The sequence below is a fragment of the Pseudoalteromonas sp. RB2-MNA-CIBAN-0110 genome (genome assembly GCF_040309305.1).
In the GTDB taxonomy this organism is placed as follows: Bacteria; Pseudomonadota; Gammaproteobacteria; order Enterobacterales; family Alteromonadaceae; genus Pseudoalteromonas; species Pseudoalteromonas arctica.
On the sequence record NZ_JBEOOQ010000024.1, the window covers coordinates 23,103 to 47,180 of the forward strand.

The 24,078-nt window shown below is 39.2% G+C and carries 21 protein-coding genes; 11 read left to right on the forward strand and 10 right to left on the reverse strand.

The genetic code is table 11. The annotated features are described in order from the left end of the window. Positions 1 to 150 precede the first annotated feature (150 nt). Positions 151 to 1,104 carry a GGDEF domain-containing protein gene (locus AAEY68_RS12650; RefSeq protein ID WP_081707864.1) on the reverse strand — a complete coding sequence of 318 codons (954 nt, stop codon included), beginning with the start codon at positions 1,102 to 1,104 and terminating at the stop codon, positions 151 to 153. Between the two features lie 354 nt (positions 1,105 to 1,458). Beyond that, positions 1,459 to 2,349, reverse strand: a complete 891-nt coding sequence (locus AAEY68_RS12655; protein ID WP_024593482.1) for a TIGR01777 family oxidoreductase — start codon at positions 2,347 to 2,349, stop codon at positions 1,459 to 1,461. A 170-nt stretch (positions 2,350 to 2,519) separates the two neighbouring features. Between AAEY68_RS12655 and AAEY68_RS12660 the strand changes: the two genes are divergently transcribed. After that, positions 2,520 to 3,557 carry an AI-2E family transporter gene (locus AAEY68_RS12660; RefSeq protein WP_024593483.1) on the forward strand — a complete coding sequence of 346 codons (1,038 nt, stop codon included), beginning with the start codon at positions 2,520 to 2,522 and terminating at the stop codon, positions 3,555 to 3,557. Positions 3,558 to 3,641: 84 nt separating this feature from the next. Here the strand turns inward: AAEY68_RS12660 and AAEY68_RS12665 are convergent, their stop codons facing one another. The 6 genes from AAEY68_RS12665 to AAEY68_RS12690 form a co-directional block, all read right to left on the reverse strand. Then, a complete protein-coding gene (locus tag AAEY68_RS12665; RefSeq protein ID WP_024593484.1) occupies positions 3,642 to 4,724 on the reverse strand; it encodes a flavin monoamine oxidase family protein in 1,083 nt (360 codons plus the stop codon). Positions 4,725 to 4,848: 124 nt separating this feature from the next. Next, positions 4,849 to 5,259 carry a hypothetical protein gene (locus AAEY68_RS12670; RefSeq protein WP_024593485.1) on the reverse strand — a complete coding sequence of 137 codons (411 nt, stop codon included), beginning with the start codon at positions 5,257 to 5,259 and terminating at the stop codon, positions 4,849 to 4,851. Further along, entirely contained in the window at positions 5,246 to 6,583 is a 1,338-nt protein-coding gene (locus tag AAEY68_RS12675) for an ATP-binding protein (RefSeq protein ID WP_024593486.1), read from the reverse strand. The genes AAEY68_RS12670 and AAEY68_RS12675 overlap by 14 nt, the downstream gene beginning before the upstream one ends. Further along, positions 6,577 to 7,251, reverse strand: coding sequence for a response regulator transcription factor (locus AAEY68_RS12680; RefSeq protein ID WP_007375447.1), 675 nt, complete (start codon positions 7,249 to 7,251; stop codon positions 6,577 to 6,579). The genes AAEY68_RS12675 and AAEY68_RS12680 overlap by 7 nt, the downstream gene beginning before the upstream one ends. A 3-nt stretch (positions 7,252 to 7,254) precedes the next feature. Continuing rightward, the gene (locus tag AAEY68_RS12685; protein ID WP_002959808.1) at positions 7,255 to 7,512 is read right to left on the reverse strand and encodes a PepSY domain-containing protein; all 258 of its coding nucleotides are present in this window, start codon (positions 7,510 to 7,512) and stop codon (positions 7,255 to 7,257) included. Between the two features lie 162 nt (positions 7,513 to 7,674). After that, positions 7,675 to 7,977 carry a YciI family protein gene (locus tag AAEY68_RS12690; protein WP_010552536.1) on the reverse strand — a complete coding sequence of 101 codons (303 nt, stop codon included), beginning with the start codon at positions 7,975 to 7,977 and terminating at the stop codon, positions 7,675 to 7,677. Between the two features lie 189 nt (positions 7,978 to 8,166). On the opposite strand from AAEY68_RS12690, the gene AAEY68_RS12695 reads away from it, so the two are divergent. Both AAEY68_RS12695 and AAEY68_RS12700 read left to right on the forward strand, forming a co-directional pair. Then, on the forward strand, positions 8,167 to 9,591 hold the full coding sequence (locus tag AAEY68_RS12695) for a sodium-dependent transporter (protein ID WP_010552537.1): 1,425 nt from the start codon (positions 8,167 to 8,169) through the stop codon (positions 9,589 to 9,591). Positions 9,592 to 9,881: 290 nt separating this feature from the next. After that, complete coding sequence (locus AAEY68_RS12700; protein ID WP_024593764.1) at positions 9,882 to 10,334, forward strand: lysozyme inhibitor LprI family protein; 453 nt, start codon at positions 9,882 to 9,884, stop codon at positions 10,332 to 10,334. A 52-nt stretch (positions 10,335 to 10,386) separates the two neighbouring features. Here the strand turns inward: AAEY68_RS12700 and moeA are convergent, their stop codons facing one another. Next, entirely contained in the window at positions 10,387 to 11,604 is a 1,218-nt protein-coding gene (gene moeA, locus AAEY68_RS12705; RefSeq protein ID WP_024593765.1) for a molybdopterin molybdotransferase MoeA, read from the reverse strand. 45 nt (positions 11,605 to 11,649) lie between these two features. Here moeA and modA point away from each other — a divergent pair, with 45 nt between their 5' ends. From modA to AAEY68_RS12720, 3 genes are read left to right on the forward strand one after another with little or no spacing between them, the layout of a single operon-like run. After that, the gene (modA, locus tag AAEY68_RS12710) at positions 11,650 to 12,402 is read left to right on the forward strand and encodes a molybdate ABC transporter substrate-binding protein (protein WP_024593766.1); all 753 of its coding nucleotides are present in this window, start codon (positions 11,650 to 11,652) and stop codon (positions 12,400 to 12,402) included. Further along, positions 12,389 to 13,066: a molybdate ABC transporter permease subunit gene (modB, locus tag AAEY68_RS12715; protein WP_002959821.1), complete on the forward strand. Its 678-nt coding sequence runs from the start codon at positions 12,389 to 12,391 to the stop codon at positions 13,064 to 13,066. The genes modA and modB overlap by 14 nt, the downstream gene beginning before the upstream one ends. Before the next feature lies 1 nt (position 13,067). Further along, a complete protein-coding gene (locus AAEY68_RS12720) occupies positions 13,068 to 14,096 on the forward strand; it encodes an ATP-binding cassette domain-containing protein (RefSeq protein WP_024593768.1) in 1,029 nt (342 codons plus the stop codon). On the opposite strand, the gene AAEY68_RS12725 is transcribed toward AAEY68_RS12720, so the two are convergent. Continuing rightward, a complete protein-coding gene (locus tag AAEY68_RS12725; protein ID WP_024593769.1) occupies positions 14,097 to 14,855 on the reverse strand; it encodes a HesA/MoeB/ThiF family protein in 759 nt (252 codons plus the stop codon). 288 nt (positions 14,856 to 15,143) lie between these two features. On the opposite strand from AAEY68_RS12725, the gene AAEY68_RS12730 reads away from it, so the two are divergent. The 5 genes from AAEY68_RS12730 to AAEY68_RS12750 all read left to right on the forward strand — a co-directional run bounded on the left by AAEY68_RS12730 (position 15,144) and on the right by AAEY68_RS12750 (position 24,064). Next, on the forward strand, positions 15,144 to 16,613 hold the full coding sequence (locus tag AAEY68_RS12730; RefSeq protein WP_007585259.1) for a NarK family nitrate/nitrite MFS transporter: 1,470 nt from the start codon (positions 15,144 to 15,146) through the stop codon (positions 16,611 to 16,613). 13 nt (positions 16,614 to 16,626) lie between these two features. Further along, positions 16,627 to 18,384 carry a bifunctional protein-serine/threonine kinase/phosphatase gene (locus AAEY68_RS12735; RefSeq protein WP_024593770.1) on the forward strand — a complete coding sequence of 586 codons (1,758 nt, stop codon included), beginning with the start codon at positions 16,627 to 16,629 and terminating at the stop codon, positions 18,382 to 18,384. Positions 18,385 to 18,393: 9 nt separating this feature from the next. Then, positions 18,394 to 19,587 carry an alginate export family protein gene (locus tag AAEY68_RS12740; RefSeq protein ID WP_024593771.1) on the forward strand — a complete coding sequence of 398 codons (1,194 nt, stop codon included), beginning with the start codon at positions 18,394 to 18,396 and terminating at the stop codon, positions 19,585 to 19,587. Positions 19,588 to 19,814: 227 nt separating this feature from the next. Next, positions 19,815 to 21,338, forward strand: a complete 1,524-nt coding sequence (locus AAEY68_RS12745) for an FAD-dependent oxidoreductase (protein ID WP_350586046.1) — start codon at positions 19,815 to 19,817, stop codon at positions 21,336 to 21,338. A gap of 29 nt (positions 21,339 to 21,367) precedes the next feature. Next, positions 21,368 to 24,064: a nitrate reductase gene (locus AAEY68_RS12750; RefSeq protein ID WP_024593772.1), complete on the forward strand. Its 2,697-nt coding sequence runs from the start codon at positions 21,368 to 21,370 to the stop codon at positions 24,062 to 24,064. Positions 24,065 to 24,078 lie beyond the last annotated feature (14 nt).

Sequence of the window (24,078 nt, forward strand, 5' to 3'; positions counted from 1 at the left end):
TGAAGGGCTTTTTTTATGTAGAGGATTAATACTAACCTGCATAAATACTTGAGCTAATTGATATAACTAAATAGGAACAAGTCGTTATAAATACAAAGTGTTACCACGTTTTTATTGGTGGGGCCTTTTTTATAATTGCTTGTAAAATAATTAGCACTGCATTAAGAGGTTTTTTTCGTCAAAGCTGACTACTTTATCTCTGCCGGTTTCTTTAGCAAGATAAAGGCGCTTATCAGCCAGCGATAGTAAGTCTTTTACACTCATTTTACCATTTACAGAGTGACTCACTCCCGCGCTCACAGATAGGTTTATATGCGCGTTTTGATAATAAAACGGATGCTTAGAAATATTTTCACGTAAATGCTCTGCATATTCTTTAGCTGCTCGTAGAGAATAGTCTGGTAGTAATATTGCAAATTCTTCACCGCCTATTCTGGCGCAAATACCTTCATCAATAAATTGCTCTTTTATGTGCTGAGCAATCCATTTAATTGCTTGATCGCCCGTGTCGTGGCCATACTTATCGTTTACATGCTTAAAAAAGTCGATATCTAGAATAATTATAGATACATTTATATCATTGTTATTAGGTTGTTTAAGGACTGCTTTGGCGTTATTAAAGAAACCTCTGCGATTAAATAACTGTGTAAGAGAGTCGGTATTGGCAAGGTTCGATAACGTGTATTCACTATTGGAAAATAACAAAAATGGCAGTATAAGAGCACTCAGTGTGGCTAATAGTAAATGACTAATAAGCACAATTTGCAAAGGGGTTGCTACATCTTGAATACTCGAACTAAGTACCGGTATTGATAGAAATATAGCATTTAAAAACATAACTCCACTGTGCACTAAAAAGCAGGTAATTAACGCCTTTTTCTGGGCTTTAGCAACAAAGCTCATGCTTTTGATTAAATACGCTGTGTAAATAAATAATCCGGCAATTACTAAACTCGTTAGCATTTTTGCTGCACCGAAAGGATAAATTGCCAATAACAATAAGCTAGAAAAACCAAATATACAGTAAAGAGGCATTAAGCTAATATTTTGTACGTTTTTGTATTTATATAGTCCAACAATGATTAAAAGTGGGCTAGTAATCATTGAAACACTAGCTAAATAGTGGGTTATTAAAGGAAAGTCTATGAATAAGCGCAAACATGCCAGTATTTCGGCTAATGCAAATGTGGCACAGGCTAAACCAAATAATAAAAAAGATGTTTGTTTTTTATATTTATAAATTGAGAGAAAAAATAAGCTTATGAATAAGTTAAGGATAAAAGAGAAGAAGATCACAGTAGGCAAATGAAACATGATTTATTCTCTTTATTATAAAATGATGAAATATATATTTAACTAACTGTTGTAATTATTATGTATTAATAAGAAAAGGTCAATTCAGTTAAAAGGATTGCTTTTTCAATTTTTATATTTTACCTCAAGAATTATTAACGCCCGCTAAACCAAACTCTCTAAAGCTGATTTAATATCAGGATGATGAAAACGATAATTATGAACGAGTGCCTTTTTAGGGACTACAAATTGTCCCGTTGTTAGTAAGTCTGACATTTCACCCATTAATAGTTTAAGTACTGCAGTGGGCATAGTGATAAATGCAGGTCGCGATAACGCCTCGCCTAAGCTTTTACCAAATTGAGCATTGCTTACAGGATTTGGCGCAGTTGCGTTAACAGGGCCAGATATTTCTGGATGCTTAATAATAAAGAGTATTAGCTGAATCATATCGTCGATGTGTATCCACGACATTCCTTGCTCGCCATTACCAATTGGGCCGCCTAAACACAATTTAAAGGCAGGGAGCATTTTACTTAATGCTCCACCTTTTTTAGCTAAAACAATACCCGTGCGCAAAAGGCACACTCTGGTGTGTTCTGATTGCGCGAGTAGCGCTGCATTTTCCCAGTCTTTACAAAGCTGGTGGCTAAATTCATCATGTGGACTTTCAAAAGTTTCATCAATAGGGTTACTATTTTGTCGACCATAAAACCCAACGGCGCTTCCAGATATATAAGTATGCGGGGCAGTGCTACAAGCTTTAATAGCTTCACTAATTTGTTGTGTAACACCAATACGGCTGTCGCGTATTATTTGCTTTTGTTTGTCGCTCCAGCGTTTATTTACAATAGGTTCGCCAGCTAAATTAATAACAATATCAACAGTGTTAAAATCTACTGCATTGACATTGCTTACGGCTTTAACTTTATGGCCCAATAATACGTTTGCTTTAGTCGGATTTCGGCTAAGCACAGTAACAGTATTATGATGAAGTAAAAAAGGGCATAAGTGCTTACCAATTAATCCCGTCGCGCCAGTAACAAATATATGCATTATTAATCCTTACAATAAAATAGTAGCAAGTGATTAAAAAACATACTCGCTAGCAAACAGCTTTGCAAATTTATACGTAAAACAGGCTTTTATGATCACTTCGTAATTATTTCATTTAATTACCTTTTGCCTTACACTAAAGCCATATCATTAATAAAAGGATTAATAAATTGGCAAGTTTAACTGGAGTAAATAAAAGCTTAATAGTTTTTGCTTCCTTAGTGGTCGTACTCGCGGGGATAAAAGCGGCAAGTGTAATTATTATTCCGTTTATTTTGGCGGCGTTTATTGCCATTATTTGTAATCCGCTTATCAAGTTTTTTGCGCGCTACCGAATTCCTAAAGGCATTGCTGTTATGTTGGTAGTGCTTATTATAGTTGGCTTAGGTGTAAGCCTTGGCGGGCTTGTAGGGCAATCAATAAACGATTTTTCGCAGCAACTTCCTGAGTATAAAATACAACTCAAAGAAGAATTTGTATGGCTTGTAGATTTAGCATCTCAATACAACATACTGATTAATAAAGAACAGTTAATCAATATGTTCGACCCAGGTAAAATGGTTGATGTAGCCACTAATATGCTCACCGGTTTAGGTGGCGTAATGGCAAACATGTTTTTAATTATTTTAACCGTTGTTTTTATGTTGTTTGAAGGGCCAATGCTGAGCAAAAAAATACATATGGCACTTGAAGATCCCGATAGCAAAATGAAGCAAATTGACCGCTTTTTAGAGTCTATTAATTCATATCTGGCAATTAAAACGCTAGTAAGTTTAGGTACGGGTATTATTGCTGCGTTTTACTTATGGATTTTAGACGTTGACTACTTTGTGCTGTGGGGGGTATTGGCATTTATGTTCAATTACATTCCTAATATTGGGTCAATTATTGCGGCTGTACCGGCTGTATTACTTGCGCTTATTACTCAAGGTCCGTTAATTGCGGGATTGGTTGCTGCAGGTTATTTAACAATAAATACGGTGATGGGCAATATTGTAGAGCCTAAGTTTTTGGGCAAAGGGCTGGGTCTTTCAACGCTAGTGGTATTTTTATCATTAATATTTTGGGGCTGGTTATTAGGTACTGTGGGTATGCTTTTATCTGTGCCATTAACTATGATTGTAAAAATAGGCTTAGAAGCCAGTGCTGAAGGTAAGTGGGTTGCCACCTTGCTAGGCAGTGGCGAAGACGTTGCTAAAAATAACTAACATTTATAACCATCAAGGGCTGTATAAATTATGGCCTTTGATAGTTAAATACTCGGTTACTAATACTAGTTATTGAGTGTTCGGCTATTGATCAGTAAACGAATTGATAGCTTCATCAACTGCGTTTATTGCGCCTTCTAAATATCCCGCTTCTTGTTTTGCAAACTCACTCGCTACAAAATGAATGTTCAAGTTATTTAATTGCTCATCTAAGCCTGAAAAATCAAATTCTGGGTGCTGCGAAGGTTGAGTTTGATCGTCTCTATTAGCTACAAACTTATCGTCTGCCCAGTCTTTAATAAAATACCCCGTTGCCTTTTTAGCATCTTTACCATAAAAGTAGCTAAGCTGCTGGGCACAGGCTTGAATTAATTGCTCTTTAGTTACTTGGTTTCGTGATAAGTAGGGCACACCTATAAAGCCAAATAATGCGGCGTAATTGCCATCTCCAGCACTGGCATCGTGAACTTCGACCATTGGGCCTACGCGACTAAAGCATTGCCCTGATAAGTTTTTATCACGCCAAAATGCATGTTCAAAAGTAGCTATAAATTTGGCTTGTCCTGCCATCCATGTAGGTACACTACTAAGGCGGTTTATGAGCGTTGGAGTAGCCCATAGTTCAGGTGTTAAGTGTGTTGTAACCATACGAGCAGGAATTGCTGAAATTAGTTTTTCAGTAGTAAAGTGCTTTATATTACCTAAGTGATTAACCGTAATTTGCCAGTTATTATCACCTTTTTTAAGCTCAGTGACATTGTGTTCTAATAACACTGAATCAGGATTAAGTTGCTCGTATAAGGCAGTTATTAAGGTATTCATGCCGTGTTTGAGTCTAAATAACTGCATATCTCCAGCACCTGCAATTTGTTGAGGCTGCTTGGAGTTAGGTGCTTGATATAACACATCACCTTTGTTGTATTGCTCAAATATACTTAAGTGGAGTGACTTTACTAAAGCTTGGATTTTTGGTTGGTGAGGAAATATCCACGTAGGACCCAAATCAAAACTAACATCGTTATTTATTGGTGATTGCGCAGCAAAAATTCGGCCGCCTAATTGCGATTTAGCTTCCAGTAATAAGTACTCAATATTAAGCAGTTGTAATTTATACGCACTGTATAAGCCGGCCAGTCCGCCACCTATAATTATTACTGGTTTAGTCATTTGTTTACCTATTAGCTATTTAGCAATCTACTAGTAGGTAGTTTGTTTTGATATGAATAAATTGTCAAGTAGGCTAAAGGGAACGAGTAGATAAACGTAACTAGTTTAGTGTGCTTAAGTTACGTTAAAATGGGTGTTTTAGTGATTCTGTAAATTGATTTATAAGCTCTATTTCACAGAGTTTATAGCTAATGGCCGCTGTTGTCGCATTAGGAAGTTTTATTAAGTAACGCCATTGGCAGGCGCTCTCAAGGTACTTTTCATTATTTTTAATGCTGCGCATAAATAACGGCAGTACTTGCGTATTACCTGTGCTTTCTTGTGATTTAGTTAGCTCATATTTGCGCTTTTGTATCCAACTGCCTTGTGCTTGCTTTGCTTTATCAATCTGGCTATCTAGGCATTGAATATACCGCTTAGCTTCATCGGTTGTTGCTTTAGCGGCTAAAGTACATGCCTCATCTGCAAAGCTGTACTGGCTTGTAGCTAATAGCACAATGGCAGTTAGTTTTAATAAATAGTTACTTTTTGTCATAGTAATTAAACTCTAAGATAAATTGAGCGCCGGCTAAGTTATCAGCATCGGTAATGGTAAGCGTCCCGTTATACGACTTAACTAAATCAGATACAATCGCCATGCCTACGCCGTGTCCGCTTTCGTATGTATCGAGGCGAGTACCACGTGTAAGTAAAGATTCACGTTTATCCTCTGGCACACCAGGACCATCATCGCTAATTCCAATACACAGAGTTTTACTTTGGATTACTTGTATTTCTACTTGCGAGCGACACGCTTTACAGGCGTTATCAATCAAGTTACCGAGTAATTCCATTAAATCTGTTTGGTCACCTAAAAAGTAATCTTTTTCAGTTACAGTGCAGTTAAAAATAATATCTTTATCACGGTATACTTTTGCCATAGCACTGAGTATTGAATCGAGTACTGGCTTAATAGGTGTTTGCTTTTTCCACGTGTCTGATGCACCCGTTGCAGCACGCTTTAATTGGTGCTCGATCATCACATTAATTCGGTCGAGTTGTTCTTGTGCATCGGCATCGTTTGCCAATGGACTTGATTTTAGTACTGCAAGCGGTGTTTTAAGTGCATGAGCAAGGTCGCTTAATGAGGCTCTGTAGCGCTCTTTTTGGCGCTGTTGCGACTCAAGTAGCAAGTTTAGGTCTGCTTTTATTGTTTGCAGCTCTACAGGGTAGAGGCCTTTAATTTCTTGAATATCACCCGATTCAATCGCTTTTATTTCTTTATCGAGTCGTTGGAGTGGGCGAGCGCTCCAAATGAAACCAATCGCCATTAGGCCTGCAATTGCAATCCCCATGATAAACATCCAATCTACAAGGGTTTGCTTAAAGCCATCCATTATACGAAGTAGAGCGTCGTTACGTTTGACTAATATAAAGCGAGCTTGTTCTGATTGATCTATGTTGTTTAAAATTACAGTCAGGCTAAGTTGCCAGTACGCGGTATTATTATACTCCACGCGCCTGAAGTCGGCGGCACCGGCTTTGGTCTCTATTTGTTGAGGTACATAGTTTAAATTTACAGCCGATTCTGAGTTCCAAACAGGGTCATCATCGCGGTAAATCATTGCGTAGGTATCTGAATTTAATCTGTTTAACTCAGGCGCTAAAATAGTGCTGGGCATAATAATACCATGCTCAGTAAAGTCGACTTCAGATATTAGCGAGTAGAGCTGTGCCTCGAGGGTTTTTTCTGTCGCATCAACCAGTGAAGCATAATACGCTTTGCCAATTGAATAAAATAAGATAGGGAGTGCGACTAATAAAACAAAGACAAGGATAAATCCTTGCCTTATTTTTAACGATATTTGCGGTATTACCACTGGCTTTTAAGCCTGTAACCACGCCCACGTAGTGTTTCTACTGGGTTTAGTACGCCTTCAGGGTCAAGCTTTTTACGCAAACGTAGTACAAATACTTCAATTACGTTTGAATCAAGGTCGAAGTCTTGGTCGTAAATATGCTCAGTAAGTTCTGATTTAGAAATTACTTTTTGCGGATTTACCATTAAGTATTCAAGTACTTTATATTCGTAAGCTGTAAGGCTAAGTTCTTTATCATCAACCCATACTTGTTGTGAACGTGTATGAATTTTAATTGGACCCGCAGTCATTTCTGGATTTGCTTTACCAGCACTGCGACGAATTAATGCATTACAACGTGCAATAAGTTCTTCAACATGAAATGGTTTTGTAAGGTAGTCATCTGCACCTGCATCTAAACCTTCTACTTTATCCTGCCAGCGATCGCGCGCTGTTAAGATTAAAATAGGGATAGTAATGCCTTGTGCTCGTGCTTTATTGATTAGCTCAATACCGTCTATTTTAGGTAAACCTAAATCAACTACGGCCATATCAAGCGGGTATTCTGTAATGTGGAAAAGACCTGCTTCACCATCGTGACATAAATCCACGCTGTAACGTTCTTTTTCTAAAGCATTACGTAGGTTATCTGCTAAATGTAAATCGTCTTCAATAACTAAAATTCGCATTTGTTAATCCTTTTTCACTTCGCCGGTTTTTTTATTTATATGTAAATCAACGACGTGGCCGTCAGATTTGAGTATTCGTACGGTATAAAAATCTGTTTTTTCGGTAATTTTTAAGGTCTTACCGCCTATTGTTTTCTTTGCAAGTATTACGGCTTTCTTTTTGTCCACCTCAGCATGAGATGCTTGGGTGGCCGTCGCTGCTTGAGCAAAGTTAGCTAAGCTAACACAAGCAATAAAACCGAGGCTTAATAATACGCGCATAATGGAAAACTCCTAGACCAGACCCACTTAGTTTAATTAACTAAGTTACTAAAATTCAAGTAAAAACGCTAAATTCGCTTTTATCTCAGTAATTTTAATTAAAATCTTGTGAACAAACCCTGAATTACAGTGCAACACACGCTCTTAGGGTTTAATACACTTTTAAGCAGGGAACACTTTTTTGAAAGGTTTAACAATTGTATTTTCATAGATGCCAGCGGCAACGTAAGGGTCAGCTGCTGCCCACTCTCGAGCTGCTTCTATTGATTCAAACTCAGCAACAACTAATGAACCGGTAAAACCTGCTTCTTGAGGATCTTCACTATCGACTGCCGGAAACGGACCCGCAGTTAATAAACGGTTTTGTGAATCAAGCTCACTAAGGCGTGCTAAATGTGCCGGGCGTGCTGCTTTTCTAAGCTCTAAGCTGTTTTCAACATCTGTTGAGTGAATCATGTACAACATAAGGAATCTCATAAAAATTGTTAAATTTGATTAACGCAATACTACCACAGCGTTGAAAATTGGTGAATTAAAAGCGTATTTACACAGGTTTACACTTCGATTTTATTTTTAAGCTGTAATTGCTTGAAAATATCTGTGTAACACTGGTAGAGTCGCTGAAATATACAAAATAATAAAAAGGTTTTATGCATGAGCGAAAATAGAGAACGATTTAGTTCCCGCCTCGGATTCATAATGGCAGCGGCAGGTTCGGCTGTTGGTATTGGTAATTTAGTTGGTTTTCCGGTTTCTGCTACCAAAAATGGTGGTGGCGCATTCTTATTAATTTACGCTTTATTTGTCGTGTTCATTTGTTTACCAGTCATGATGGCTGAAATGGCAATGGGTCGTAACGCTCAAAAAGATCCACTTGGTTCGTACAAGCTATTATCTAATAACGATAAAAAATGGAAGCTAGCAGGTTTTTTAGCGGTGCTTACACCATTTATGATTGCTGTGTTTTATATGGTAATTACAGTTTGGATTTTTGGTTACTTAACGCAAACAGGCCTCGGTAATTTAGATTTACTTGCAGATCCTGGCCACTTTGGTGTTTTTATTAATAGTTACACTGTGTTTGGCTATATGGCCGTTGTGGTTATTATTGTTAACTTAATTTTATTAGGGGGTGTTAAACAAGGCATAGAAAAAGCCGCTAAATTTTTAATGCCAGCCTTACTTTTCATGCTACTTGCCTTAGTTACTTATGTATTAACGCTTGATAACGCAATGGCCGGTGTTAAATACTACATTATTCCTGATTTTTCTAAGATGAGTGCAAGTGTACTTAATGGCGCATTAAGCCAAGCGTTTTTCTCGCTATCGCTGGGTATGGGTATATTAATGACTTACGCGTCATACATTTCTAAAAAAGATGACATTGTAAGTAGCGCTAAAATGGTCGCTATCACGGACTCACTCGTTGCGTTTGTAGCGGGCCTAATGGTGTTGCCCGCTATATTTAGCTTTGATCCAAACACAGACCCATCAGCACTTTCTGACTCGTCTGTATCAATGATTTTTGTATACCTACCTAAAATATTATTAGCACTACAAAATGATATTGGTTATGTAGGTGCGTCTATTGTTGCGTTCTCATTTTTCTTATTAGTATTTTTTGCAGCAATTACCTCACTTGTTTCAATAGTAGAAGTACCGACAGCAACACTAAGTGACCGTAAAGGTATTAGCCGTAAAAAAGCATTGGGCATCCTTACACTTTCAACCGGTGTACTTACTATTTTATGTACAATGTCGTTTGGTATGATTGACAGCCTTACTTCGTTCACCAGTTATGGCGGCGTTAATAAGAGCTTTTTTGATATTATTGTTGATGTATTTTACGACACAATTTTACCGCTTAATGGCTTAATGGTGTGTTTGTTTGTAATGTACCGCTGGAAAAAAGCACGCTTAACGCAAGAGCTAAGCTTAGGTTCGCCTAATTATGCGGGAAGCTTGATGGAAAAGTACGTCAACTTTTCACTTTCAACGTTTATTCCTGTCATTCTAGCTGTGATATTTATAAATACAGTGGCGACTAAGTTTTTTGATTTAAAAATATTTGGTTTTTAAATAGACCTCTTTAAAAGCTTATTGAATAATATAATGCCGCTCAGTTAAGCTTAGCGGCATTTTTTATAGGCGTTTTTTTATAGGCGTTTTTTTACAGGTATCTGGTCTAACTATTATACCAACCTGCATAAATCTTTGATCAATTTAACGAATTAAATTGCACTATAACGTCGTTAAAAATTTTTTATTTAGAACAACTAGATACAAAAATTTTTGCCTAGTTCTAGCGTAATTTTCTTAACGTTAAATAGACCCCATATATAAGCAGATTGGTATTAAAGAGATTTAAAATGAATAAAATTATTATTGGGTTTACTTTTGCTATTTCATCATTTGGCGCATTTGCACAAAGCGCTGATGGTTGGCCAGAAGGCGGTGCAATGCACACCGGCAATACTTATAATTTAGAGGGTAATAGATACAAAACTAAAATCAGTAAAATGATGGATGAAATTTACCCGCAACTAACTGATGATTACCAAGTTGATGCAGTTAAAGCGCAAATATCAGCATGGGAGCAGTATATAGATGCTACATGTAATGTTGTTGGAGTAGCAACAGGTGCTGGTGGCTCTTGGCCCTCAACGTATAGTGTTAAATGCGAAAGAAGCCTAAGTTATGATAGATACTTTGCGACTAAAAATGCGCTAAAGTGTGTTAATAAATTGAGCAAAGAAGAGTTTGTAGGGCGTAGCGAAAAGTTAAATTGTTTAATTCAAACATTAAATATAAAAATATTTTAAGACCTACATAGCGCTACAGCTAAATTATACAGTTAGCTGTAGCATTTTAGGCTTATAGCAACTCAATACTTACTGTTGCGCCTTTTTCGATATTGCCGCTTTGTGCTGGCACTACAATTAAGCAGTTAGCTTTACTAAGCGACGAAAGTACACCCGAGCCCTGTTTATTAAACGGGGCAACCACCAAGTCACCTTGCTCGTTAGTTGTTGCAGTACCGCGTTGAAAATCAGCTCTTCCTGGGCGCTTTTTAATAACGGATGTAGTAACAGCGTTAAAACGCATTTTAGGGTTTACTTCACCAAGACCCGACAGCTTTTGCAGTGCCGGCTCTACTAACTGATTAAACGTAACTGCAGCCGACACAGGGTTACCTGGCAAGCCAAAAAAGTAACTGTTAGCTAGTTTACCAAAGGCAAAAGGTTTGCCTGGTTTCATGGCTATTTTCCAAAAGTGAATTTCGCCAATTTCGTTGAGCACTTCTTTAGTAAAGTCGGCTTCACCAACCGATACACCGCCTGAGCTTATTACGGCATCGGCAAGTTCGTTCGCTTTTAAAAATGCATTAGTAATGAGTTCTTTGTCATCAGGAATAATCCCTAAATCAATCACGTCGATATTTTTTTGTTGCAGCGCACTAATAATAACAGCGCGGTTACTTTCAAAAATAGCGCCTTGCTTAAGCGGCTGACCAGGTTCAATTAGCTCATCGCCTGTAGAAAGCACGGCTATTTTTAGGGTTCTTACCACGTCTATATTGGCAATTCCTAAGGATGCAAGTAACCCCACATCAACGGCTTTTAATTTATCGGCTGCTTTTAAAATAACATCGTCGATTGCAATATCTTCGCCAGCAAAACGCACGTTTTCATTTAGCTCTGGTTGCGCAGTAAACGTAATTTTATCGCCATCAACCGAGGCGTTTTCTTGCATTACAACGCCGTTAGCGCCGGGTGGAATTGCGGCGCCGGTCATTATTCTTACGCATTGCCCTGGGGTAAGCGTTCCTTCAAAAACTTGACCCGCAAACACGCTGCCTATTTGTGTATAGGTTAAGCTTTTATCTGAAATACATAGCGCATAGCCATCCATTGCGGAGTTGTTATGAGCTGGTACGTTTATAGTTGATTTAACATCGCTTGCTAAAACGCGATCAACGCTTTGCATTATAGTGATGGTTTCAACGTCTTTAACAGGCGTTATTGAGCCAAGTATATTTTGTATTGCAGTTTCAATTGGCAATAAACCGGGTGCATTGCAAACATCGTTCATATATATTGCTTACTTAAATCATTTTATTTTGAAACAATACTTATAATGTCAAAGCTTTACAATACATGGTTGGGTTATTTTTTGCTTATAGCATGCACGCTTTCGTGCGGCGTAAACGCAAAAGAAACGCTGCAAGTAGCCGTAGCGAGTAATTTTAAAACTGTATTGCAAACCCTACTAAAAAAATCCCCATTACCTAATGTTGACGTGAAAATATCAGCCGCTTCTAGCGGTGTTTTATATTCGCAAATAGTGCATGGCGCGCCATTTGATGTGTTTTTATCGGCTGACGATTTTCGACCGCAATCACTTATTAAAGAAGGTTATGCCGAGCAAAGTAGCTTAATCACTTACGCGTTAGGCGAACTTGCTTTGTGGCAACCCAAAGCTGAAAAAGTAAACGATAAAGTAGCCATTGCTAATCCGCGCTTTTCACCATACGGGCGTGCCTCAGAGCACTACGCGAATAACCATTTTAAAAAGCCAGTAAACTATGTATACGGTAATAATATTACGCATGCGTTTCAGTTTGTTGAAAGTGGTAATGTAGGAGTAGGGCTAGTGGCTGTTTCATCACTAAAGGCGGCTTACAGTAACACGCAAGATCAAAAATATTTAGATTACACCGTGCTGCCTACCAATCAATATCCCGATATAATTCAACAAGGCGTTATTATTAAGTCGACTAAAAAGCGTGCTAGCGCTAAGCAACTCATGCAATTTTTAATGACGCAGGCTACGCAGCAGCAGTTAATTGAATTAGGTTACAGAATAAAGGACAACAATGCTTCAAAGTGATTTAACCGCGCTGTGGTTAACTATAAAACTTGCCTTTATAACCGCAGTACTCCTTCTTGTTTTTTGTATTCCACTGGCTTACAAGCTCGCTGGCTATAACGGTAAATTTAAACCATTTTTAGAGGCATTAATTGCAATGCCTTTAGTGCTGCCGCCTACGTTGTTAGGGTTTTACTTACTTGTTTTATTTTCGCCTGATCACGCTTTTGGGCAGTTTTGGTTTTGGCTAACGGGTACACAGCTTGCGTTTAGTTTTCAGGGCGTGGTTATTGGCTCGCTTTTTTATTCACTGCCTTTTGTTATGCAGCCACTTGTGGCTGGGTTTAAGCATATTAATCAAACCTATAACGAAGCAGCCATTGCGCTTGGGTTAAGCCCGTTTAAACGCTTTGTGCATTTAATTATTCCGCTTTTAAAACCCAGTATTGGTAGCGCGTTTGCTTTAGGCTTTGCGCACACATTGGGTGAGTTTGGTTTGGTATTAATGATTGGCGGTAATATTCAGGGGCAAACACAGGTGGTGTCTATTGCGCTTTATGACCATGTTGAATCGTTAAATTATACAGCGGCGCATCAGCTTTCACTTATTTTACTGGCTATTTCGTTTGCCTGTTTAGTGCTGTTATTTAAGTTTAATAAAAGCATTGTAGGGGTTAAGCAATAACATGATTAAGTTAAGCCTTTTTAAAGCACTCAATAATTTTGATTTAGATATAAACCTTGAGCTTGAGTCGTTTAATGTATTGGGTGTTTACGGACCTTCCGGCTCGGGTAAGTCAACATTGCTGCGTTGTATTAGCGGTTTAGAGCCTGCAAAAAGTGTTTATGTAAACAATCAGCCAGTGCATGAGTTGCCAAGCGATAAACGCGGTATTACGCTTCAGTTGCAATCGTGCCCGTTGTTTCCTCATTTAGATGTGGCAGGTAATTTAGCGTTTACACAAAAACACTGCGGGAATAAGCAAACAAGCTTAACGCTAGAATACGTTGTTAAAGCGCTTGAATTACAAGACTTACTAAACCGTGATGTACAAAGCTTATCGGGTGGCGAACGCCAACGTGTAGTATTTGCACGTACGCTGTTAGCAGGTCAAAAATTTATAATGCTTGATGAGCCTTTTAGTGCGCTTGATTGGTCATTGCGTTTTAAAACGCTCACTAAACTTAGCGAGTTTGCAGTTAAGTTTAATATTAAATTTATAATAGTAAGTCACTCATTAAAAGAGCTGCTATTTTGCTGCGATACCCTTATTCAGCTTGATAAAGGTAAGGTGATAAACCAGGGTGCAAGTGCACACGTTGCAAAGGCTATTTATGCAAACGATAGGCAAACACCGCTGAGCTTAATTAATTACGATGTGGTTAAATTTGATGAAGACTACGGGCTATATCAACTACAATTACAGCAAAGTGAGCAGCCGCTTTTTGTGCTTCCTGCACTTGTAGACAGCAGTAATAAGCTAATTATAGAAAGTGAGCAAATGTCGTTTAGTGCGTTAAAGCCTGAGCAAACAACGCATAGCAATGTTTTAAAGTCGGTATTAACTCAGGCTGAGCTTATTAATAATAAATGGCAGTTAACGCTTAATGTAGATGGGCAAACATTGTATTGCTTGGCATCAAGACGAGTGTGGGACAAAAACGACTTTAAAGTGGGCGATGTGCTTTATACAACAATCAGTAATCTAGAATAACTAAATGCTGCACACCGCACATTGACTGTTTTTAGCTATTTTAAAACGATTAAACTCCATGCTTAAACCATCCACCAGCAATAAATGTTTGTCTAAGCCACTTGGCAAACCAGCAAGCATTTTTAGCGCTTCAGTAGCCTGAATACTGCCTATTAGCCCCACAATAGGAGAGAGCACACCGGATTCTGAGCAGCTTTGTGTTTGTTCACTAAAAAATTGTGATAAACAACCATAACAGTGGCTGTTTTTATCCATAGTAAAACAGGCGACTTGTCCTTCCATACGTATTGCAGAGCCTGACACCAGCGGAACTTTAGCCTTAAAACAGGCGCTATTAAGTGCATTGCGCGTTGCTAGGTTATCTGAGCAATCAATCACTATATCAATGTTATTGAATAATTGTTCTGTAGAGGTACTTGTATCAAAAAATGCCTCAATGGTGTTTATGTCTATTTCACTATTAAGCGCGTTAAGCTGTTTTTTAGCAGCACTGCATTTTGAGCTACCAATATCACTTTCTTTATATAGTATTTGCCTTTGCAGGTTGGTCACGTCTATTTCATCGTTATCAACTAAGGTAAGCGTCCCAACGCCAGATGCCGCTAAGTATTGACCTACCGCACACCCAAGCCCACCCACACCAATAATTAAAGCATGCGATTGCCATAGCTGCTCTTGTCCGTCTATATCAAGCTGCGGCAGCATAATGTGCCGAGAATAGCGCAGTTGCTGCTGGTAAGTTAGCGGTGTTTTTTGCATTTTCAAACTTCTCATATTTTTTTGAACAATACCAAGTTGTTAAATCCAAGAGCAAGTAGTAACACTTTTTATTTGCACTCTAACAACCCAGAGCCCTTCACTCATATAGTGCAACTATAACGTATAAAAACAACTGTTGCATGTAACTATATGAAATTTATGGCTTTTAATTAGTGGCTCAGTAATTGCTATATCGGGTTAACTTAAATTTAACAAACATTGGGCTGCTACTCATATAAAAGGGTGGGGCATTAATAAAACAATAATACGTTTACGAGGAAAATAAACATGCAACCGAGTTCTGGGTTTAACTTAATATCGTTTAGCGGAAAAATGAAAGTATTGCATCTAAGTTGGATGGTCTTTTTTGTGTCATTTTTTGTATGGTTTAACCATGCTCCTTTATTAGGTGCCATAGCGGGTTCACTTGGGATCACCATGGCACAAGTTAAAACATTACTCATTTTAAATGTAGCGTTAACTATTCCTGCGCGTGTTGTGGTGGGTATGCTAACTGATAAATTTGGTCCCCGTATTGTTTATGCGGCACTACTTATTAGCTGTAGTATTCCATGTTTTATGTTTGCTATGGCAACTACATTTGAGCAAGCCGCAATAGCGCGTTTTGCTTTAGGCTTTATTGGTGCTGGCTTTGTTGTGGGCATTCGAATGGTGAGTGAATGGTTTCCTGCTAATGAGTTGGGTATAGCGGAAGGTATTTATGGCGGCTGGGGTAACTTTGGTTCAGCAGCAGCGGCTATGTTATTGCCAATTATTGCACTAATGTTTGGCGGCGAAGATGGCTGGCGTTATGCAGTAGGTTTAACCGGTGTATTAAGCGTTATATTTGGTGTTATTTGGTACTTAAATGTAACCGATACGCCAAAAGGCGGTACATACTTTAAACCTAAAAAAGTAGGCGCAATGGAAGTTACCAGTAAAGGCGACTTTGTATTACTGCTTATTATGAAAATTCCTATGTACGGCGCATTAGCATTACTTACTTGGAAGCTTTCGCCAACCGGTGCTAACCTAATTTCGGCTAATTTTGTACTTGCTGTGTATGCTTTTTTAGTCCTACTTTATATTTACGAAGTGTATAAAACCTTTGACGTAAATGGTCATATTTTTAAAGAGCCTGTACCTGAGTCGCATCGTTATGAGTTTAAGCAAGTGGCTGTTTTAAATATTTTATATTTTACAACTTTTGGTTCTGAGCTTGCGGTTGTCTCTATGTTGCCGCTGTTTTTTATGGATGTGTTTGCGCTTGATATGGTGTACGCGGGTATTTTAGCCTCTGCTTACGCATTCATGAACTTAGCATCTCGCCCTGGTGGCGGTTGGATTTCAGATAAATTAGGTCGTCGTATAACACTTATTGTACTTACGATGGGTCTTGCTGTTGGTTATTTTGTAATGGGCTTGGTTGATGCATCGTGGCCTTTATGGCTTGCTGTTGTGGCTGCTATGGCATGTTCGTTCTTTGTGCAAGCCGGTGAAGGCGCCGTATTTGCTGCAGTACCGCTAATTAAACGTCGTTTAACTGGGCAAATTGCAGGTATGACAGGCGCTTACGGTAATGTAGGCGCAGTAGTTTACTTAACGGCATTATCACTTGTTGATTATCAAACCTTCTTTTTCATTATTGCGGGTAGTGCATTACTTGGCTTAGGCGCACTGTTTTTTATGAAAGAACCAGACGGACACATTACCGAAGTAAATGAAGACGGCACCGTTGAACTTATTTCAGTGACTTAAGGCATTATTGACTATGTTTGATGAAACACACCACGCTAAAGCGCTAAAAAATGAACTCAATGTTTCATTTGGCGGACACAGCGCTAAAGGGTTAAAAGCAGAAAACCAAGATGCGTTTGCTGCTCTTAATACCAAAGCGCAAGAAAAAGAGTCTAAAGGCGTTATTGCCTGCTTAGCCGATGGGTGTTCATCAGCAAAAAATGCTAAACAAGCGTCTCAACTTTCGGTTACTCATTTTATAAATGAGTATTTAAATACTCCCGAAAGTTGGGCGGTTAAAAAGTCAGTGTCGAAGGTGTTAGCAAGTTTAAATCAGTGGCTGTATTCACAATCGGTTAATTACAATCACCTTGGTCAGCGCCAAGCCGATTGGATGACCACTTTTACAGCACTTATTTTAAAGTCGGCAACGGGTTATATATTTCACTTAGGTGATACGCGTATTACCCGCTTGCGAGGAAATAAAATAGAGGCGATAACACGGGATCACAAAGTAAACGATACGCTAACGCGTGCACTTGGCGCACAACTTCATCAAGAAATAGATGTATACGAAGTTGACCTTAAAGCAGACGATATTTATATATTAACCTGCGATGGCGTACACGATGTGCTCCCAAACAGCGATATAGCTAAATTAATTAATGAACACGTTAATTTAGATCACACTAATTTAGAAAATGCAGCTAAAGCAATTACCGAACTTGCATTAGCGCGAGGTAGTGACGACAACGTAAGTTGTTTGCTTGTAAAAGTAGAAAATATTGCCGAGCAAAAGTTAGATGAGCTTTATCATTCGCTAACACGACGAAAAATTCCACCTGCGCTTAATGTTGGACAAAAAATTGATGACTACACGGTTATTCGTAAATTGCATGCCAGTAGTCGCTCGCATATTTATTTAGTGCAACAAGCGCCCGATATACCGCCAGTGGTTTTAAAAGCACCTTCGGTTAATTTTGAAGACGATGTGCACTACCTTCAAGGCTTTATAAGAGAAGGTTGGGTAGGGCAACGCATAAACCATTTAAACGTGATGAAAGTATTGAGTACGCAATCGCAGAGTCGTTTTTTGTATCATATTTGTGAGTACATGGACGGGCAAACACTCAGTGATTGGAAGCACGATGTGCCGCACCCAGAAATAACCCAAGTGCGCAGTATTATTGAACAAATAGTACATGCACTAAGGGCGTTTCAACGACTCGATATGGTACATCGCGATTTAAAACTCGATAATGTAATGATAGATGCGCACGGAAAAGTAACGCTAATAGATTACGGCACAGTAAGTGTTGCAGCTATGGACGAGTCGGTTAAACAAATTGCGGATGATTGCCCGCAAGGCACTGCCGACTACACTGCACCCGAAACACTTATTACTATGCACGCCGATTTTAAAAGTGATTTGTTTTCACTTGGCGTTATTGCATACGAGTTATTGTGCTCAAAATTACCTTACAAACCACTGCCACTTAACCACGTAGCGCCAAAAGATTACAGCCATTGGCACTACACAAGTATTCGTAAATACAGAGCCGATATTCCGTTTTGGTTAGATCAAGCCCTTATGAAAGCGCTTGCCCCTAAACCAGAGCTCAGATACCAAGCTTTTTCTGAGTTTATAAACGATATCAACAAACCTAATCCTTATTTAGAAAGTACCGCTAATAAAAGTTCAATAATGAAACGCGATCCAGTTATGGTGTGGAAATGTATTTCGCTGTGTTTATTTATTGCTTTGGTATGTGTATTAATAATTAAAACTTAGAGAACCAAAATGCTTAACTATAAGAACAACTTACCTATTATTTTTATACTGGGTTGCTTCACTGCGCCTTCAATAAGCCAAGCTTCGCAAACTGATCTTGATTTTAGACTGCGTTTTGAAAGCGTCGATCAAAACAATGCCTTAAAAGATGCAAGCGGCTTAACACTTAGAACCCGCTTAACGCATCAAACAAACGAGGTTAATGGTTTTTCAGCCGTTATTGAAGTAGAAGACACTCGCAGCCTATTAGGCATAGATGATTACAACAATACGGTGGGGAAAAACACTAATTACTCTGTTATTGCAGACCCAGAAAGCACTGAGATAGACCAAGGTTTTGTTAAATATGCCCGCGATGGTCTATCGCTAAAAGTAGGACGCCAAGTAATAGCCCTTGATGGGCAGCGTTTTGTTGGGCACGTAGGTTGGCGCCAAGACAGACAAACCTTTGATGCAGCAACCATTAATTACGCATTTAATAACATAGATTTACAATACAGTTATTTAAATAAGCGTAACCGCATATTTGCTGACGATAAAGACATTAAATCGTCCGATCATCTTATTAATGCAAGCTTTAAAACAGACTACGGTAAAGTGGTTTTATACAGTTACTTATTAAGTGACGATGCACTACAGGACGACAGTTTAGACACTTATGGCGTCTCTTTTAACGGTAATAAAACCCTAAACGACATAAAATTTTATTACAAAGCGGAGTATGCAACGCAGTCTGCGCCAACAAGCGTGAGTGATTTTGATGCCGATTATTATGCACTTGAAGGCGCTGTTGATTTAAATGGTTTGGGTATAAAAACAGTAACATTAAAAGTCGGCATAGAGTCACTAGGCTCTGACAATGGCGATTACGGGTTTGCAACACCACTTGCCACGTTACATAAATTTAATGGTTGGACAGATACGTTTTTAAATACACCCACACAAGGCTTGGACGACACTTACGTAAGTTTAAATGGTAAAGCGTTTGACGGAAAATGGCTGGTGGCTTATCACAGCTTTGATGCTAATGAGCAATCAAATGGGGTTGACGATTTGGGTACTGAACTAAACGTACAATACGTTAAACCTATTAATAAACAATACGCAGTGGGTGTTAAATATGCTGATTACTCAGCGGGCGATACTGCAGCTAATAAAGTCGATACTCAAAAATTGTGGGTATGGATGAGCGCTAAATTTTAACCCTCACTATCTTCTAAAATCCTCTTGTAATTTATGGCGACACAAGATGGTGCAGTTGCACCATCTTGTTGAGCTTTATGCTTTTCACCCCTGCACCAATTTAGGCAACTTGCTGATTTTAAATGCTTATATATTTGGCTTACATATTGCTATAACAATCCTATAACAAATCATTCGATTTCAATTTTAGTCAATTACTAAAGTAGATATCATTTTAAGGTGAGTAAATGCTAAGCAAGCAGCGTGTTGTAGTGGTAGGAAACGGAATGGTGGGGCACCATTTTGTGCAGCAGCTGGTTTCTCAAAATCAAGCTGATGAGCAATTTGAAATTACCGTATTGAGCGGTGAAGACCGTTTAGCGTATGACCGCGTGCAACTATCCTCTTTTTTTAAAGGCAAAACCGCAGACGACCTCGCACTTACATGCAATAAAACCTATGACGATTGGCAAGTACGCTTTCATACTCATTCTAAAGTGGTTGACATAAATCGTGATGCGCAAACTGTAACGACCGCTAAAGGGGAGTCGTTTGAATACGACAAGCTTGTGCTTGCTACAGGTTCATTTCCATTTGTACCTCCTATACCGGGTAAAGATCGTGAGCATTGCCTTGTTTATCGGACCATTAACGATTTACACGCAATAAAAAACTCAGCCCACGGTAGTAAAGTAGGCGTGGTAATTGGTGGCGGTTTACTGGGTCTTGAGGCTGCAAACGCATTAAAGCAATTGGGTTTACAGACTCACGTAATAGAATTTGCACCGCAACTTATGGGCGTACAAGTTGATGCGGGTGGCGGTCGGCTACTAAAAAACAAAATTACAGATTTAGGCGTTACTGTGCATACATCGGTAGCAACTGAGGAGATAGTAGAGGGTGAGAACTGCCGTTACAAAATGTGTTTTAAAGGTGGTAAAACCCTTGAAACCGATATGATTGTATTCTCAGCAGGTATTCGCCCTTATGATAATTTAGCCCGCGAGTTTAATTTAGAGTTAGGCGAGCGCGGCGGTATTGTAATTAATAACCACTGCCAAACGAGCGACAAAAACATATACGCAATTGGTGAATGTGCACTATGGAATAATTTTATTTTTGGCTTAGTGGCACCCGGTTACGCCATGGCTAAAATTGCAGTTGGGCATATTTTACAACAGACCCAGCAAGGTACTTTGCAAAGTACTGGCTTAGACAATAAAGCCGATGAATTTAGTGGTGCCGATATGAGCACCAAGCTTAAATTAATGGGTGTTGAAGTGGGCTCTATTGGCGATGCGCATGCACGCAGCGAAGGTGCAATAAGCTATTATTTTGAAGATCAACCCAATGGTATTTATAAAAAAGTAGTCACTAATTCACAAAGTAATAAGCTGATTGGCGCCGTGCTTGTTGGCGATACCAGCGATTACGATAATTTACTGCAATATCATTTAAACGACATTGAACTTACCACTGCGCCCGAAGCGCTCATTATGCCCCTTGCTGGCGACATAGCAGAGCTAAGCGCCGACGACTTGCCTGATGACGCCATTATTTGCGCTTGTCATAAAGTAACTAAACACACCATTGAACAAACAGTCGCTAAAGGCTTTATAGACCTAGCAAGTGTGCAGCAAAGCACCAAAGCCAGTACCGGCTGTGGAGGTTGTGAAAAGCTCGTTCAAAACGTAATAAGCTGCGCGCTCGCTAAAGCAAGTAACACTATTAACGTAGTTACTCTTAATGAGCCTGTAAAACAGCCTGCATAAATTAAAGCACACTAAAAGAGAGCAGTAGTATGACAACCGCAAACACGTCACCAACTATAAATAAAACCAGTTTAAAACAAACAACATGTGCTTACTGTGGTGTAGGGTGCGGTGTTGATATTTCACTTTTTAATAATGTGCCAACCAAGCTTGAAGGCATGCGAGAGCACCCCGCAAACTTTGGTCGTTTATGTGTAAAAGGCACGCATTTGCTTGACACAACAGGCAGTGATAACCGCTTAACGTCACCCCTTATTAATAATCAAGCTGTTACGTGGGATGAAGCAACCGACCATGTTGCCAATAAATTTAACGACATAATACAAAAGCACGGACCCGATGCGGTGGCTTTTTATGTATCAGGGCAGTTACTTACTGAAGATTACTACATCGCGAATAAATTAATGAAAGGCTACATAGGCTCAGGCAATATTGATACAAATTCGCGTCTGTGTATGTCATCTGCTGTGGCAGGTTATAAACGCGCTTTTGGTGAAGACGTAGTGCCGTGTACCTACGAGGATTTAGAGCAAACTGAGCTACTTATTTTAATTGGCTCCAATGCTGCATGGACTCACCCGGTTTTGTATCAGCGAATGGAGCGTGCAAAGCAGCTTAACCCAAATATGAAAGTAGTGGTTATTGATCCGCGTAAAACTGACACCGCCGAGCTTGCCGACACATTTTTAAATATAAAACCAGGCAGTGACGCTGCGCTTTATAACGGTTTGCTTAATTATTTAAATGAGCATAACCACCTCGATACGCAATTTATTGATCAGCACACAAACAGCTTTGAAAGCGCACTGCAAGAGGCAACAAAATGGAGTTGTGAGGCAGTTAGCGATTTTTGCGATATAGCAATTGAGCAAGTCACTGAGTTTTACGCGCTATTTGCTAACAGCCCAAGTGCGATTAGCTTTTACTCAATGGGTATAAATCAATCAAGTTCGGGTGTAGATAAATGCAACGCCATTATTAATGCGCATTTAGCCTCAGGTAAATTACTTAAGCCAGGTAGCGGTCCGTTTTCGATTACAGGGCAACCCAATGCGATGGGCGGGCGCGAAGTAGGTGGTTTGGCTAATCAGTTAGCGGCGCATTTAGATATTGAAAACGCAGCGCATCAATCACTTGTGCAACGTTTTTGGCTCTCGCCAACTATTGCTAAAAAAGCAGGCAGCAATGCCATCGATATGTTTGATGAAATAGCCGCAGGTAAAATAAAAGCAGTGTGGATAATGGCAACAAACCCAATGGTGAGCTTGCCCAATAACGCCGCTATTAAAAAGGCATTAGAGACCTGCGAGCTGGTGGTTGTATCTGACTGTATTGCAAAAAGTGATACATTAAAATTTGCCGATGTTGCTTTTCCATCAACCGGATGGGGCGAAAAAAACGGCACAGTAACCAACTCAGAGCGCAGAATATCAAGGCAGCGCCCGTTAGTAGCGCCTTATTCAGGAGCTAAAAACGATTGGCAAATTATGTGCGATGTTGCTAAAAAAATGGGCTTTGAAGGGTTTGATTTTACAGACCCAAGTGGCATTTTTGAAGAATGGGCACAATTAACCGATTTTGAAAATAACGGCAGCCGATTGTTAAACCTCTCTGGTTTAGTTGGGCTCACACAAAATCAGTATGATAATTTAAAACCCATTATGTGGCCTGTTGTTAAAAACGAGCCTTATAAAAACGGTCAGGTTTTTACAGATAACCAATTTAGCACCGCTGATAAAAAAGCGCGTTTTATACCCATAACGCCGAAATTACCTGTGCAAAAAACATCAAGTGATTACCCGTTTGTAATGAACTCGGGTCGTATACGCGACCAATGGCATACGATGAGCCGCACGGGTAAAAGCACTGCGCTTTCATCGCATATTACACGCCCGTATATTGAAATCAATCCGCTTGATGCCAGTAAATTAGCAATTAAACAAAACGATTTAATAAGCGCGATTGCCCAAACTGGGCAGGTTACCGCGCATGCAAAAGTAACCGATTCGGTGCGAAAAGGTGAATGCTTTATGCCTATTCATTGGAACAAGCAATTTGCGTCATCAGCAACAGTAAGTGGGTTGTATCAATCGGTAGTTGACCCTCTATCTGGTCAGGCTGAGTGCAAACACGGCGCTGTTAATATAGCTAAAGCACCCTTTGTGCAATATATGCAGCTGTTTGCTAAAAGCGAACTTGTTATAAACAGTGATTTTTGGCTCAAAGTTAATGCAAGCAATTGCTTTAACTACCAATTGGCGCTTAATGAGCCACAAAGTGATTTACTGTATTACTGTCAAACCTTAACTGGTTTACAAGGGCAGTGGTCGGCTATGAATACGGCAAAAGCCATGCATGTGCAGTGTATTCAAAACGATCTATTAGCGTTTGTTGGTATTATTTCTAATGAGCAAAAAGAAATATCACTTGAGTGGATAAATCATCTATTTGCAGAGCCGTTACTGACCTTTACACAGTTACAGTCTTTGCTTTATGCAACCCCAGATGAAGAATTTACCCAAGGCGTGCAAGTGTGTAGCTGCTTTAAAGTAAGAGAGCAGCCAATTATAAACGCCATTAAAAACGGTGCAAACACCGTCGAGCAATTGGGGTCTGAACTTAAATGTGGAACGAATTGCGGTTCGTGTAAAACACAATTAAGCCAATTAATAAAACAACATTACAAAGCAGGTTCTAGCAGCATTGATGTTGCGGTTGTAATGTAAAGAAAAAAGGAAGC

Excerpts from the sequence above, each read along its gene's own strand:
- AAEY68_RS12700 (WP_024593764.1), top strand. The coding sequence starts at position 9,882 with ATGAATAAAATTATTATTGGGTTTACTTTTGCTATTTCATCATTTGGC.
- AAEY68_RS12680 (WP_007375447.1), bottom strand. The coding sequence starts at position 7,251 with ATGCGAATTTTAGTTATTGAAGACGATTTACATTTAGCAGATAACCTA.
- AAEY68_RS12740 (WP_024593771.1), top strand. The coding sequence starts at position 18,394 with ATGCTTAACTATAAGAACAACTTACCTATTATTTTTATACTGGGTTGC.
- AAEY68_RS12745 (WP_350586046.1), top strand. The coding sequence starts at position 19,815 with ATGCTAAGCAAGCAGCGTGTTGTAGTGGTAGGAAACGGAATGGTGGGG.
- moeA (WP_024593765.1), bottom strand. The coding sequence starts at position 11,604 with ATGAACGATGTTTGCAATGCACCCGGTTTATTGCCAATTGAAACTGCA.
- AAEY68_RS12655 (WP_024593482.1), bottom strand. The coding sequence starts at position 2,349 with ATGCATATATTTGTTACTGGCGCGACGGGATTAATTGGTAAGCACTTA.
- AAEY68_RS12670 (WP_024593485.1), bottom strand. The coding sequence starts at position 5,259 with ATGACAAAAAGTAACTATTTATTAAAACTAACTGCCATTGTGCTATTA.
- modB (WP_002959821.1), top strand. The coding sequence starts at position 12,389 with ATGCTTCAAAGTGATTTAACCGCGCTGTGGTTAACTATAAAACTTGCC.
- AAEY68_RS12685 (WP_002959808.1), bottom strand. The coding sequence starts at position 7,512 with ATGCGCGTATTATTAAGCCTCGGTTTTATTGCTTGTGTTAGCTTAGCT.
- AAEY68_RS12695 (WP_010552537.1), top strand. The coding sequence starts at position 8,167 with ATGAGCGAAAATAGAGAACGATTTAGTTCCCGCCTCGGATTCATAATG.
- AAEY68_RS12750 (WP_024593772.1), top strand. The coding sequence starts at position 21,368 with ATGACAACCGCAAACACGTCACCAACTATAAATAAAACCAGTTTAAAA.
- AAEY68_RS12730 (WP_007585259.1), top strand. The coding sequence starts at position 15,144 with ATGCAACCGAGTTCTGGGTTTAACTTAATATCGTTTAGCGGAAAAATG.
- AAEY68_RS12720 (WP_024593768.1), top strand. The coding sequence starts at position 13,068 with ATGATTAAGTTAAGCCTTTTTAAAGCACTCAATAATTTTGATTTAGAT.
- AAEY68_RS12650 (WP_081707864.1), bottom strand. The coding sequence starts at position 1,104 with ATGATTACTAGCCCACTTTTAATCATTGTTGGACTATATAAATACAAA.
- AAEY68_RS12665 (WP_024593484.1), bottom strand. The coding sequence starts at position 4,724 with ATGACTAAACCAGTAATAATTATAGGTGGCGGACTGGCCGGCTTATAC.
- AAEY68_RS12735 (WP_024593770.1), top strand. The coding sequence starts at position 16,627 with ATGTTTGATGAAACACACCACGCTAAAGCGCTAAAAAATGAACTCAAT.
- modA (WP_024593766.1), top strand. The coding sequence starts at position 11,650 with ATGTCAAAGCTTTACAATACATGGTTGGGTTATTTTTTGCTTATAGCA.
- AAEY68_RS12690 (WP_010552536.1), bottom strand. The coding sequence starts at position 7,977 with ATGTTGTACATGATTCACTCAACAGATGTTGAAAACAGCTTAGAGCTT.
- AAEY68_RS12725 (WP_024593769.1), bottom strand. The coding sequence starts at position 14,855 with ATGCAAAAAACACCGCTAACTTACCAGCAGCAACTGCGCTATTCTCGG.